Source organism: Methanobrevibacter sp. (assembly GCF_045112895.1).
Lineage (GTDB): Archaea > Methanobacteriota > Methanobacteria > Methanobacteriales > Methanobacteriaceae > Methanocatella.
Map to the genome: position 1 here is coordinate 53,265 of NZ_JBGUIH010000019.1, position 12,299 is coordinate 65,563.

General features: G+C 36.0%; 16 protein-coding genes. 15 read left to right on the forward strand and 1 reads right to left on the reverse strand.

Annotation, left to right across the window (positions count from 1 at the left end):
• Nucleotides 1–33 precede the first annotated feature (33 nt).
• The 8 genes from ACJMLD_RS04160 to ACJMLD_RS04195 all read left to right on the forward strand — a co-directional run bounded on the left by ACJMLD_RS04160 (nt 34) and on the right by ACJMLD_RS04195 (nt 6,389).
• Nucleotides 34–921 (forward strand): DUF3100 domain-containing protein, encoded by an 888-nt coding sequence (locus tag ACJMLD_RS04160; RefSeq protein WP_405268285.1) that lies wholly within the window; start codon nt 34–36, stop codon nt 919–921.
• Nucleotides 921–1,412, forward strand: coding sequence for a hypothetical protein (locus ACJMLD_RS04165; protein ID WP_405268259.1), 492 nt, complete (start codon nt 921–923; stop codon nt 1,410–1,412). Before ACJMLD_RS04160 ends, ACJMLD_RS04165 begins: the two co-directional genes overlap by 1 nt.
• A gap of 78 nt (nt 1,413–1,490) precedes the next feature.
• Entirely contained in the window at nt 1,491–2,897 is a 1,407-nt protein-coding gene (locus ACJMLD_RS04170) for an MmgE/PrpD family protein (protein WP_405268260.1), read from the forward strand.
• 5 nt (nt 2,898–2,902) lie between these two features.
• Nucleotides 2,903–3,805, forward strand: coding sequence for a peptidase (locus ACJMLD_RS04175; RefSeq protein WP_405268262.1), 903 nt, complete (start codon nt 2,903–2,905; stop codon nt 3,803–3,805).
• Nucleotides 3,806–3,809: 4 nt separating this feature from the next.
• On the forward strand, nt 3,810–4,682 hold the full coding sequence (locus ACJMLD_RS04180) for a fumarate hydratase (RefSeq protein WP_405268264.1): 873 nt from the start codon (nt 3,810–3,812) through the stop codon (nt 4,680–4,682).
• Between the two features lie 55 nt (nt 4,683–4,737).
• Nucleotides 4,738–5,538: a citryl-CoA lyase gene (locus ACJMLD_RS04185; RefSeq protein ID WP_405268266.1), complete on the forward strand. Its 801-nt coding sequence runs from the start codon at nt 4,738–4,740 to the stop codon at nt 5,536–5,538.
• 1 nt (nt 5,539) lies between these two features.
• The gene (locus ACJMLD_RS04190; RefSeq protein ID WP_405268268.1) at nt 5,540–6,049 is read left to right on the forward strand and encodes a nitroreductase family protein; all 510 of its coding nucleotides are present in this window, start codon (nt 5,540–5,542) and stop codon (nt 6,047–6,049) included.
• Nucleotide 6,050: 1 nt separating this feature from the next.
• Nucleotides 6,051–6,389: a hypothetical protein gene (locus ACJMLD_RS04195; protein WP_405268269.1), complete on the forward strand. Its 339-nt coding sequence runs from the start codon at nt 6,051–6,053 to the stop codon at nt 6,387–6,389.
• On the opposite strand, the gene ACJMLD_RS04200 is transcribed toward ACJMLD_RS04195, so the two are convergent.
• Nucleotides 6,379–6,708, reverse strand: coding sequence for a hypothetical protein (locus tag ACJMLD_RS04200; protein ID WP_405268271.1), 330 nt, complete (start codon nt 6,706–6,708; stop codon nt 6,379–6,381). The two genes, ACJMLD_RS04195 and ACJMLD_RS04200, sit on opposite strands and share 11 nt — an antisense overlap.
• A 62-nt stretch (nt 6,709–6,770) precedes the next feature.
• On the opposite strand from ACJMLD_RS04200, the gene ACJMLD_RS04205 reads away from it, so the two are divergent.
• The 7 genes from ACJMLD_RS04205 (at nt 6,771) to ACJMLD_RS04235 (ending at nt 12,276) form a co-directional block, all read left to right on the forward strand.
• Nucleotides 6,771–7,121: a hypothetical protein gene (locus ACJMLD_RS04205; RefSeq protein WP_405268273.1), complete on the forward strand. Its 351-nt coding sequence runs from the start codon at nt 6,771–6,773 to the stop codon at nt 7,119–7,121.
• A gap of 165 nt (nt 7,122–7,286) precedes the next feature.
• A complete protein-coding gene (locus tag ACJMLD_RS04210; protein WP_405268275.1) occupies nt 7,287–7,601 on the forward strand; it encodes a V-type ATP synthase subunit H in 315 nt (104 codons plus the stop codon).
• Between the two features lie 11 nt (nt 7,602–7,612).
• Nucleotides 7,613–9,613 (forward strand): V-type ATP synthase subunit I, encoded by a 2,001-nt coding sequence (locus ACJMLD_RS04215; protein ID WP_405268277.1) that lies wholly within the window; start codon nt 7,613–7,615, stop codon nt 9,611–9,613.
• Nucleotides 9,614–9,681: 68 nt separating this feature from the next.
• Entirely contained in the window at nt 9,682–10,167 is a 486-nt protein-coding gene (locus ACJMLD_RS04220) for a V-type ATP synthase subunit K (RefSeq protein WP_069573492.1), read from the forward strand.
• A 13-nt stretch (nt 10,168–10,180) separates the two neighbouring features.
• Nucleotides 10,181–10,792 carry a V-type ATP synthase subunit E gene (locus ACJMLD_RS04225; RefSeq protein WP_405268279.1) on the forward strand — a complete coding sequence of 204 codons (612 nt, stop codon included), beginning with the start codon at nt 10,181–10,183 and terminating at the stop codon, nt 10,790–10,792.
• A 15-nt stretch (nt 10,793–10,807) separates the two neighbouring features.
• A complete protein-coding gene (locus ACJMLD_RS04230; RefSeq protein ID WP_405268281.1) occupies nt 10,808–11,962 on the forward strand; it encodes a V-type ATP synthase subunit C in 1,155 nt (384 codons plus the stop codon).
• Nucleotides 11,959–12,276 carry a V-type ATP synthase subunit F gene (locus ACJMLD_RS04235; protein ID WP_405268283.1) on the forward strand — a complete coding sequence of 106 codons (318 nt, stop codon included), beginning with the start codon at nt 11,959–11,961 and terminating at the stop codon, nt 12,274–12,276. Before ACJMLD_RS04230 ends, ACJMLD_RS04235 begins: the two co-directional genes overlap by 4 nt.
• Nucleotides 12,277–12,299 lie beyond the last annotated feature (23 nt).

The following is a 12,299-nucleotide window of genomic DNA, read 5'->3' on the forward strand; positions in this document are numbered from 1 at the left end:
CAGTAAATTTTTTAAAACTACGCGGGGTTTGTTATTATTCCAACGAAGGGCAATGATGGACAGGTAGAGCATATCTACAGGGAAAAAACGGATAAGCGTATTCTAAAGAAAAACCCTTGGAGGGATTATCGTTTACACGTTACTGTACTTTTTTTAGTAATCATTGCCGAATTGATTGGGACTAAAAAAATTCCGATTGCAAAAGATGTTGCAATTACAATAATGCCCCTAATATATACAATCATTCTGGGCCTTGCTTTTTATTTAGCCAAACCAATTAAATGGATTCAAAGAAAACAGGCACGTATTGCGGAAGGAGCAATGATGCTTTTCATAGGAGTTTTAATTGCGAAATTGGCTGTTTCCAGTGGCCAATCAATAAGTTTGATTTTTGATATGGGTCCCGCATTGATATTGCAGGAGTTGGGGCACTTGGCAACAATTTTAGTTCTTCCTATTGCACTTCTTTTAGGATTCAAAAGGGAAGCTATCGGTATGACAAACTCTATTGGAAGGGAACCTAACGTAGCTGTTGTTGTTGATAAATTTGGTTTTAATTCTCCCGAATCAAGGGGAGTATTCGCAATATTCATTATCGGTACTGTAATAGGTACAATATTTATTAGCTTTTTAGTCACTTTCTCATTATCATTCATACCGCTCCACCCTTATGCATATGCTATGGCAAGCGGTGTTGGTAGTGCCAGTATGAATGCTGCTGCAATCGGCCCGACTTTAGCGGCATTTCCGGGCATGGAAACTCAAATTGAAGCGTTTGCAGGATTCAGTAATTTGCTTTCATTCTGTGTGGGAATCTATATTGTGATATTTGTCGCTCTTCCATTGACAGAAAGGATATATGATTGGTTGGAACCTAAAATTGGAAAGGAACCTTTAGTACAGAAAAAGGAGGATGAATAATGACTGATTTGATTGATGGATCTGAAAACGTTTCTGTTCATGGTATCTTTAATTGGATTCTTCTATTAATCATATTTTCAATTATTACTGTCGTCGGAAATTATTTGGGATACAAGCATCCAATGTACGATTCATTAGTTGGTATGGCAATTTTATCAGTCGTTACTCTTATTGGAGTATGGATGGAAAGGGAACTCCCATTCAACATTTCTTCAATTCTTTATATAAGCGTTATAGGCATCATAATAGCTTTCCCAGGAATGCCGACATCTGATTTTGTGCTGAAATATGTTTCACAAGTTGAGCTTTTATCTATCGTTACAGTATTTTTGGCATATGTGGGTATTGGTATGGGTAAAAGCTGGGATGAATTCAAGGCTCTTGGTTGGAGAGCGGTTATCATAACTATCCTGGTCATTGCATCAACTTATTATGGTGCGGCTATTGTTGCCCATATTGTGCTTGTTTTAACTGGTGTTCCTGCAGTTTAAGTTGAAAGATTCCATTAATCTAATCCATAACTTAACAATTTTAATACTACTTTCCACATATATTATTGTAGGTGTTTTATGTTTTTGCAAAATATTTCTAAATTTATTTCAAACTATCGCTATGAACAGGCAACTGTAGAATCACTCACCACGGTTAAAGCTGCTTTTTTAGACTTTTTTGGAGTAACCTATCGTGGAATGGACGAAAAGGCTTCAGAAATTGCTTTAAACACTGTTGAAGAAATATTTTCAGGAAACTTCAATTCTAATTTAAAGGCATCCGTTATTGGGACTGGCATAAAGACAGATATTCTAAGCGCCGCTTTCGTAAATAGTGTTGCGGCACATGTTTTGGAATTGGATGATGGTCATAGAGGCGCTCAAATACATTTGGGAGCCATTATCTTTCCCACAGCACTAGCAATCTCAGAAGCATATAATCTCACCGGAAAGGAATTTCTAGAGGGGGTTGTTGTCGGATATGAGGTTGGAATCCTATTGGGTCAAATAGTTAATCCGGAACATAGGAACAAGGGTTTCCACACAACAGGAACCATAGGCACATTCATTGCAGGTGTTGTAGCATCTAAACTATTAAAACTTGATGAAGGTCAAATTCTGAATGCATTAGGTTTATGCGGAACCCAGGCGGCAGGTCTTTTGGAATCAGACCATGGGGGATCCATGGGCAAAGTGTTGCATGCAGGCAAGGCATCATATAATGGAATTTTATCAGCATTTCTGGCAAGAAACGGTTTCACTGGAAGTGCAACTATTTTTGAAGGTGATGAAGGGTTCTTAAAAGCAATGGTCCTTGATAATGATGTGGAACTGGAGAATTTTTCTCTGGAAACTGTATTGAAAGACATCGGCAAAGTCAGAGTTCGCGATATTTACTTTAAAAAGTATCCGTTCTGCAGACATCTCCATTCATCAATAGACACTGCATTAAAATTGAAGGCCAGTATTGGGGATGAATACGACCATATTCAAAATATAGCCGTTAAAACATACTCTGTTGCAGCCGAACACAATAATTTTAATCCTAAAAACATAGAGGAGTTGAAGCAAAGCCTTCCTTATGCTGTTGCGATTTCTTTAGTTGTTGGCGAAGTTAGTGTTGATGACATAAACCAACTAATCGAATTCGGCCTTTTGGACAATTATTCCACTGTCGATAAGGTAAACAGCATTAAAAATCTGGCAAGAGGAATGATTTTAATATCTGATGATGATTTGAACAAGCTGTATCCATCTAAACGGCCGTCAAATGTCATTATCAAATTAGACGATACTTTCAGAAATGGAATTTTTCAGAATATCACATTGCTTCCTAAAGGAGATTTTGAAAATCCATTGCAACTTAGAGATTTAATCGACAAATTCAAGGGTTTAAATCCCAATTATAATGTTAAGAATTTGACTGTCATAGATTCAATTGAAGATTATACAATGAATTATGTTGTCCGTAAATTAAATGAGTAGATACCATGGAGAATACAAAGAAATTCCTTAAAGAGATTGGCATAAATGAAGTTGGTGAGGATTACGAATCAACCAAACGTTTTGATGATGGGGGACAATACCGCTTCGAAGTTCCGGGCATCCAATCCCCTAAAACCATGAGCGCCCTTTTAAAGGAATCCGTAAAGCAGAATGTTTTCATACATCGCATTACCCAAACAAAGGGAATCATGCTGTTAACTGATGATGAAATCAAAAAGATGGTGGATTTGGCTAAAAACTATAGATGTGAGCTGTTTTTAGCTGTGGGTCCAAGAGCAACATATGATACCTCCGCTACAGTTCAAACTAAAGAGGGAAGTAGGATTGGATATAGGCTAAGAGGTTATGATAATTTAGTTTATGCAATTGAGGATGTTAAGAGGGCCTGCCGGTTGGGAGTTCGTGGAATCCTATTATATGATGAGGGTCTGCTTTGGGCTTTAAATAAAATGAGGGCAGAAGGTGAAATACCAGAAAATGTTCATTTCAAATTATCCGCCCATGCGGGTCACTCAAATCCGGCTTCAGCAAAGCTATTGGAATCTCAGGGACTTGATTCCTTAAATCCCGTAAGGGACTTGCAGATTCCAATGATCGCGGCAATTAGGGATGCATGTGACATGACTATAGATCTTCATACTGAAAATCCAAAATCCACTGGAGGTTTCATAAGGCATTATGAAGTTCCAAAATTTATTAGGGTTGCAGCACCTGTCTATTTAAAAACTGGAGGCTCTGTTGCAGCCAATCATAACTGGGACACCACAGAAAAAGAAGCAATAGCTCGCATAAAACAGGTATTGCTTGTTAAAAGGATGATTGATGAGTATTATCCGGATGCAATTGTTTCTCCAAATGAATCTGATGATTTGTCTATACCTGAGTGATTTTATGGATATTTTAGAGGATATTTCAAAAACCATTATTAAAGCGTCAACCACTCTTTCATGCGATAAATTAAATGCGTTAAGAAGAGCTATCGAAACTGAAGACAATGCTAATGCAAAATGGGCATTGGAACAAATTCTGGAAAACTATCAGGTCGCTCAAAAGACAGAATTTCCTCTATGTGATGATACAGGAATTCCCCATGTCATTATTGAAATCGGTGAAGATAGGGAAATTTCAGGCGAACTTCTAAATCAGATTCATCATGGAATTGCCTTGGGTTTGAATAATCTTCCGGCAAGGCCAATGGCCGTGAAAGGCAATGAAATTGAAAGAATTGAACAAAGTAAAGGTCTATATGAAAGGCCAGGGATGCTTCGCCCGGCATCTATCTTAATTGACAGCGCAAATGACGAGTCCACATACAGAAGGGACATTAGTTCGGATACATTAAATCTACATTTTCTACTTGAAGGGGGAGGACCTGAAATAAGGGCAAAGACATATAGGGTTTATCATAAAAGATCTTTTGAAAATGTAGTGGATGCGGCTTGCGGATGGCTTGAGGAGTCATTGAAAATGTTAGGATGCACTCCTTCAATTCCAGCTATCGGCATTGGAAGAACACATTTTGAGGCAACTTCGCTCCTTTTAAAATCAATTGCTTATGGAAATTTGGATTGCCAAAGTGAACATGAGCGATTTATAACAGATAGGCTAAACCAAACAGGCATAGGGCCGTTAGGTTTCGGCGGAAAGACTACAGTTTTAGGAACATACCTCAATATCGGAAACCAAAGGGCTAGCGGTGTTCGAATAGTGTCAGTAAGGCCGTCATGTTTTGTCGAGCCAAGAGTGGCAACAATAAAATTGTAAATATTTATATATTCATTTAGCTAATTTTTAATTAATAAACAAAAGGGTATGAAAAATGCAAGAAAATAATTTTAGAGTGAATTCGCATTGTTTAAAGACAGCCATTACAAGAGTTGAAACGGATAAAATCGTAACTCGGGGCTATAATCAACGAGATTTGATTGAAAAAATTAGATATAGCGACATGATCTTTTTACTTTTGAAAGGAAGATTGCCTTCACCTGAAGAGGGTAAAATGTTCAATCATGTGTTGGTCTCATTCTGCGATCATGGTGTAACACCACCTAGTACTCAAACCGCTCGCCTTGTAGCATCTTCAGGCTCACCGATGAACTCTGCAGTTGCCGGAGCATTATTGTCTTTTGGACATAAGCATGCGGGAGCTATTGAAAGAGCAATGGAATTATACCAATCAAAAATTTCTTCATTATATATTACTGAAGATTCTGACATCGACAATAAGCAAATTGCCAGTTTGGCTATTGACATATACAATGAATATGTATTGGGTGATAAGAAAATACCTGGATTCGGCCATAGGTATCATAATGTTGATCCGAGAGCCGAAAAATTAATGGAGCTTGCCATAAAGGAAGGTTTTATCGGGCCCCATATCAAATTAGCATTTGCTGTTGAAGATTTAATATATGAGAAAAAGCACATCAGACTCAATGTTGATGGTGCAAATGCAGCAATCCTATCAGATTTGGGTTTTACTCCAGATTTAGGATTGGGTGTGTTTATTGTGGGCAGGATTCCAGGCATAATTGCCCATATTCATGAAGAAAATATGGAAGAAGAGGAATTTAGAAAATTCTGTGATTTAGATGATGTAATTTATAAAAGTGGTAGGTAATATGGAATTTATAGATGTCATTAATGAAAGGTACAGTGTTAGAGGATACTTGGATAAGGAAGTTGAAGACGAGAAATTGGAATATGTCCTAAAAGCGGCCACATTAGCTCCTACAGGGGTAAACTATCAGCCGTTCAAAGTTTATGTGATTGACACTAAAAAACATAAAGATGAACTATCCGAGATTTATGGCGCCAGCTGGTTTGTCGAAGCGCCTTATGTGTTATGTGTTGTATCCCTAAGGGATAAGGCTTGGACAAGGCCTTGGGATGGCAAAAACATTGCAGATATCGATGCAACAATTGTAATGGATCACATGATTCTTGCAGCTACCGACGTAGGTCTTGGAACATGTTATATTGGGGCATTTAAGAAAAATAAGGCTCATCAATTTTTAAACTTGGACGAAAACGAAGAGGCAGTATTGTTCACACCATTAGGCTATGGAAATGCCGAACCTCGTGATACTCCAAGAAAGGAATTGGATGAATTCGTTGTCTATATGGATTAAAATGAAGCTTTATATTTTGGGTGCGGATAATTCAAAGGATATGGAAAACATGTCTCAGGAATTGTCCTTAAAAAAATTCAAACTCCTTGATGAGGACGACACGTTTATTTTATTGAGAAGAAGAAGGGTGGGCAATGTTTTAATCCATGCAGTTTGTTTAATCATTGCATTAGGTTATTTCGCCCCATTGCTCTTTGTAAATGTAGCTTATTTCACATATTCCTATCTATGGGCTTCTCCGCATGTATTGATTACAACAGAAAAGGTCGATGATGAAGGGAATCCTTTAGAGTTCACTAGCATGGATGAAGTATTGAAGAAGGCCACTTCTATTCTATGATTTCATCTACGCTATACTCTTCTATTTTCCTGATTACTAAAGGATTTTTAGAATAGAGATATTCGGATTCTTCACCTATTTTTGCATCAATGAAGACTTTATCAGCACTAGGCTCTGAAAATAAAGTTAGAACATCGCTGATAAATTCATCGTAATCCTTTTGAGCTTGTTCATCACTGAATCCTAAGCGTGGAAGTTCGTCTGTCCAGATGTCGCTTCCGGGTGAGAATTTCCTATCTGTAACTTTGTTGTTTTTAATTTCACCATCCAAGGTTAGTGAAAAATTTTTGTTTAAGATTATCCAAACTGCCCGTTCCATATTGCTAAATTTGTATAAAATGATATAAATATTATGAGATAGATACTAAAAGTAGTGTTATTATGGCAAATGTTAAAATGTTTAAATTATTGGGCGCGGCATTGGCTTTAATGTTGATTGCTTGGGGTTTATCACCAATTTTAAGGCATGAAACCTTAACAAATGATGTTATTGCAACTGCAATCATATTGATACTAATTGGAATTGCATATTTGATAATCATGTATAATCCTAGTTGGACCAAGGCAGTTTTCTTTTTTGAAGGAATTGTTATAAGTGTTGCAGGATATATGTTATTGGATTTTCCATATAATTTAGAGTTAGTTATTGTGGGTCTTATCATTATTGCAATAGCAGTCCTTGCTTATTTGCAGAAGTTACCGCCTAATATTTTGAAATGGTTCTATAGATAAACTATTTTTCTTTTATTCTTTTTTTTGTTTATTCTTTTAATCTAAATTTTATCTTTTAAATACATTTTTTTATTCAAATTTAAATTTCAGCTATTTTTACCAATCTTAAATAGTAAAAGATATATATATTCCCCAACAAAAATAAATACACCATGGTGATTAATTATGGCAGAGATATCAGACGCAATCGCAATGATAAAAAAAGCTGAAGCTGATGCTGAGCAACTTATTATTGATTCACAAGTGCAATCTAAAGATTTGATTGCTGAATCAAGATTAAAGGCGGAGGAAGTTGTTTCCGAAGCTAAAATTGCGGCAGAAGAAGAAGCTAAAAATTCTATTTTTGTGAAAGAAGATGAGGCTAAAAAAGAAGCGCAAACTATTGCTGAAAAGTCCAAAGGCGAAGTTAAAGCCTTAAAAGACAAAGCTATGGCAAATGTTGATGATGCGGCTTCTATTATTGTCAAAAATATATTGTAGTGTGAGTTTATATGTTCAAGACAGCTAGAATGCGTAAAATTAGAATTGTTACACTGGAAAAGTATGTAGCTCCTACAGTGGATGCTCTCCACGAATCAGGGCTCATACAAGTCAGTGATATTTCTGAAAGCATTCAGCAAGATCCTGAATTAGCGGAATTAGTAACTTCTTCAAAAGCTAGTCCTTACACTGGTAAATTATCTTCACTCTTAATGAAAACAAATGGTATATCTGAACTACTAGGAAACTCTTTATCTGAAGGCCATGGGATAAAAGACTTGATAATGTCTTTTGTTAGTCCAGATTTGCCGGTTCAAAAAGAAATTGAAAAGTTAGATACTCCAACATTCATTAAACAAGCTGAAGATACTTTAGCACAAGTTGAGAGTAAAACAAGCGTAATTGAAGAAAAATTATCCGCACTCGACACTGAAACAAGTGAACTACAGTCTAATAAAAGTTTGGCTAATCGTTTATCTAATTTTGACATGGATTTAGCTCTTTTAAAAGATTCTAAGTACACTTCTACTACTGTTGGTAGGATTAACGCTGAATCTGCTTCAGAAATCAAAAATGAATTAAGTAAATTGACAGACGAATTAGAAGTATTTACTGTTCCTATGGATGATGATGACGGAGAGATTATCACCGTAGTGACATTGAAGGAATTTAGTGATGATGTTTATTCAACACTTCGTAAATACGACTTTGAGAAAATTGAAGTAGGTGACGTTGAAGGTACTCCTCAACATATTATTTCAAAAGCTGATTCCAGATTATTAACCATTGAATCAGAACGCGATTCTGTTAAAAAGGAATTAAGAGCAGTTGCTGAACAATGGGATGATGAAATATTGGCTCTCAAAGAACAATTAGAAAATGAAAAAGAAAAGAACGAAATCCTTTCCTCTTTTGTTCAAACTAATGATGCTTATGTACTTGAAGCATGGGTACCTGTTGAAGATACTGAAAAAGTTGAACAAATTGTTGAAAAAAGTTCTGACGGACATTGTGCCTTTGAAACAATTGAAGTTGAAGGTACTGATGATGAAAATGTTCCTATTCTACAACAAAACGGATGGTATGCAAAACCTTTCGAATACCTCGTAGATATGTACGCTCCAGTACGTTACAATGCGATTGATCCAACAATATTTGTTGCGATTACTTTCCCATTCTTCTTCGGTTTCTGTTTAACCGATGCAGTATATGGTTTGGTTGTAGCGGCTATTGGTGTAGTATTATTGAAAGGTGTTGGAAAAATCAAAGAATCAATGCATTCCTTTGGTTGGATCCTAATCTGGTCTGGTCTGTGGGCCGTTGTACTGGGTTTGATAACCAATGGTTTTATCGGGGACTTCCCGGAAAGAATTGCTGGTTTCCGTTTGCCAACCGTATTCGCTCCAGTTGAAGCATTTAAACATCCTGAAACCATTTTAATAATAGCTATTGCTGTTGGTTTAATATACGTTAATATCGGATTTATATTAGGTGCTATTAACAACTTAAGATACGGAAGGACTAAAGAAGCTTTAGGATCCCAAATTTGTTGGTTTGTATTTGAAGCCGGATTAATTTTCCTTGTATTAGGATTTATGATGCCTGCAATCGGCATGATTGGTATGGCATTAGGAGCAATTTTAATAATTGCAGCTATTGGAATATTAATTTGGGCTAATGGTGCATTTGGATTAATGGATATCTTCGGATTCTTGGGTGATGTTTTATCATTTGCTCGTCTTTTAGCATTATGTTTAGCTACAGGCGGTATTGCTATGACCGTAAACATCTTAGCGCAAATGCTTGATCAAATGGTTCCATTTGCAGGAATTGTACTTGCAGTAATCGTATTCATATTTGGTCATATCGCAAACTTCGCTTTCCAAGTGTTAGGTGCATTTATTAACGCTTTACGTCTTAACTATGTAGAGTTCTTCGCACAATTCTTTGAAGAAGGTAGAGGAAAATTCGATGCTTTCAAAGCAAAAAGAACATTTACAAAAATTAAATAAATTAAAAATTTTTCATTTATATCTTAAATTAAATTAAAAAATCAATATTATTTCAAAGGTGAATAAATATGGTAGAAATTGCTTTAGGTACTGCTTTAGCAGCTATTGGTGCTGGAGTAGCAATTGGTTTTGCCGGATTAGGTTCCGGTTTAGGGCAAGGTATGGCAGCTGCTGGTTCTGTAGGTGCAGTTGCAGAAGACAATGACATGTTTGCAAGAGGTATTATTTTCTCTGCATTACCAGAAACTCAGGCTATTTATGGGTTCTTGGTTGCAATCTTATTATTAGTATTCTCAGGATTATTAGGTGGAGGACAAGGATTACCTACCGAAGCAGGTATTGTAGCTATCGGTGTAGGTGCATCCATCGGATTTGCTGGTTTAGGTTCCGGTATGGGACAAGGTATGGCAGCAGCATCCTCTGTCGGTGCTATTGTAGAAGACAATGATATGTTTGCTCGTGGTATTATTTTCTCAGCGTTACCAGAGACACAAGCTATTTACGGTTTCTTGATTGCTATTTTACTTATGGTATTCGGTGGAATCTTAGGTTAAGGAGGCAATTTATATGAGCTCAGGCACAGATAAAATTGTTTCAAGCATTATGTCTGAAGCCCAAGGGAAAGCTGATGTAATCATTCAAGATGCTAATGCAGAAGTTTCAGCAATCCAAGCAAAAGCTGAAAAGACTGCTGAAGTGGAAGCAACAAAAATTAAAGAAAACGGTAAAAAACAATCTGAGATGAGATATCAGCAAATTATCTCTGAAGCTAAGATGAATGCTCGTAGAGCAAAATTAGACGCTAAAGAAGATGTTATCGAAGCGGCTTTTAGTCAAGCTACTGGTGAGCTAAAAGAAAAGGCCGCTGAAGGTGGCGACGAATATAAGAATTCATTAAGTAAAATGATTAAAGAAGCTGCTGATGAACTCGGCAGTGATGATTTAATTATTCAATTAAATGAAGCTGACACAAACGCATTTAAAGAAGGAATATCCTCAGGAGATTCTTTTGAAATAGAAGGAATCAAATTCAAATTAGGCGAACCAATCGATGTTATTGGTGGAGCTGTATTGAAAACAAGCAATGGGGATATTGAAGTAAATAATACTATTGAAGCAAGATTAGAAAGATATAAAAGTATCTTACGTAGTGAAGTTGCTGACGTTTTATTTAAATAATTAGGAGGATAAATTATGGCAGATGAAATTGCTACCTTAATAAGTTCTGTAGGACTTACACAAGACACTTTCCTAGTCTTTTGTGTTATTGCATTGCTTGTTGTTGGTGCAGTAGTCGTAATCATTACATCTAGACCAATTTTGGACATTTATCCTTATCTTAATCCAAGTGCAAGAGTAAGAGCCAGAAAAGGAAGATTATTTGACGAAAAACAAATTTCTGAAATTGTTGAAACCAGCAATGTCGAAGAAGTTGAAAACTATCTCAAAGGTATTCCTGAATATGCGGATGTTTTAGACGAATATCCACTTGACAAAGCTTTAGATGTTGAACGTGCTAATACTTATGACTTTGTTGCAAGATTAGCTCCTAAAGATATTAAAGATCCTTTTGTTGTAATGTCTAAAAAGGCTGACATTGATAATATCAAAAGTCTTTTAACTGCAAAAGAAGTAGGTCTTTCCGCTGAAGAAACCAAAGAATTATTAATTCCTTGCGGATCTTTATACAGCGATTTGGAATCTTTAGTCGATGCTGAAAGTGTAACTGATATTGTTACAAGTTTAGACGGCACTGAATATGCTCAAGCTTTAGAAGATGCTCTTCCACAATATGAAGACACTAATATGGTTCTTCCGTTAGAATCTGCATTAGATAAATATTATTTAAGCAAATTACTACGTTCCACTGATGTTCCTTCTGATGAAAATAAACAAATTTTATATTCCTATGTTGGAACTCAAGTTGATGTAGCTAATCTTAAACTAATTATAAGGGCTAAAGAAGATGGCCTTGATTATGATGCAATCTCTCCTTATATATTAGAAGAAGGATACCAATTACGTGAATGGAAACTTAAAGATTTAATGGAATCCCCTGATGTTACAAACGTAATATCCGGATTGGAAGGAACAAAATATGCTGAAGCTTTGACTGATGCAATGCCTGTTTACAATGAAACAGGTTCTGTTGCAGTATTTGAAAAAGCATTGGATGTTTACGCTTCCGATTATTCAAAATCTTTAGCTGTTAAAAAACCATTAGGTATTGGTCCAATTATTGGTTATTTAAGTCAAAAAGAAAACGAAATTAAAAATTTAAAAATTATTGCAAGAGCGAAAAGAGAAGCAGACTTCCCTAATTCTAAAATCATGGAGATGTTAATATGAGTTCAGTAGCAATTATTGGTGATATTGACACTGTATCTGGATTTAGACTTGGTGGTGTCAAGAAGGCAGAAGTAGTCAATACTTCTGAAGAAGCTATTGCAGCTTTTGATAAATTTTTAGAAGACGAGATTTCAATTATTATCATAACACAGTTAATGGCAAATGAAATAAGAGAGCATATTAATAGGAAAATTGGTTCTGATGTATTACCAATGATAATTGAAATACCTGATAAAGATGGGTCCGCAGGAGGATCATCTGATCAAATAAATGACCTTATTAAAAGAGTTATCGGGGTAGAGATGGTTAAATGATTATTGAAGGAAATATTATTAAG

Coding starts and splice junctions, on each gene's coding strand:
- ACJMLD_RS04205 (WP_405268273.1), top strand. CDS start 6,771: ATGGCAAATGTTAAAATGTTTAAATTATTGGGCGCGGCATTGGCTTTA.
- ACJMLD_RS04225 (WP_405268279.1), top strand. CDS start 10,181: ATGAGCTCAGGCACAGATAAAATTGTTTCAAGCATTATGTCTGAAGCC.
- ACJMLD_RS04170 (WP_405268260.1), top strand. CDS start 1,491: ATGTTTTTGCAAAATATTTCTAAATTTATTTCAAACTATCGCTATGAA.
- ACJMLD_RS04180 (WP_405268264.1), top strand. CDS start 3,810: ATGGATATTTTAGAGGATATTTCAAAAACCATTATTAAAGCGTCAACC.
- ACJMLD_RS04230 (WP_405268281.1), top strand. CDS start 10,808: ATGGCAGATGAAATTGCTACCTTAATAAGTTCTGTAGGACTTACACAA.
- ACJMLD_RS04175 (WP_405268262.1), top strand. CDS start 2,903: ATGGAGAATACAAAGAAATTCCTTAAAGAGATTGGCATAAATGAAGTT.
- ACJMLD_RS04210 (WP_405268275.1), top strand. CDS start 7,287: ATGGCAGAGATATCAGACGCAATCGCAATGATAAAAAAAGCTGAAGCT.
- ACJMLD_RS04220 (WP_069573492.1), top strand. CDS start 9,682: ATGGTAGAAATTGCTTTAGGTACTGCTTTAGCAGCTATTGGTGCTGGA.
- ACJMLD_RS04200 (WP_405268271.1), bottom strand. CDS start 6,708: ATGGAACGGGCAGTTTGGATAATCTTAAACAAAAATTTTTCACTAACC.
- ACJMLD_RS04185 (WP_405268266.1), top strand. CDS start 4,738: ATGCAAGAAAATAATTTTAGAGTGAATTCGCATTGTTTAAAGACAGCC.
- ACJMLD_RS04215 (WP_405268277.1), top strand. CDS start 7,613: ATGTTCAAGACAGCTAGAATGCGTAAAATTAGAATTGTTACACTGGAA.
- ACJMLD_RS04190 (WP_405268268.1), top strand. CDS start 5,540: ATGGAATTTATAGATGTCATTAATGAAAGGTACAGTGTTAGAGGATAC.
- ACJMLD_RS04195 (WP_405268269.1), top strand. CDS start 6,051: ATGAAGCTTTATATTTTGGGTGCGGATAATTCAAAGGATATGGAAAAC.
- ACJMLD_RS04235 (WP_405268283.1), top strand. CDS start 11,959: ATGAGTTCAGTAGCAATTATTGGTGATATTGACACTGTATCTGGATTT.
- ACJMLD_RS04165 (WP_405268259.1), top strand. CDS start 921: ATGACTGATTTGATTGATGGATCTGAAAACGTTTCTGTTCATGGTATC.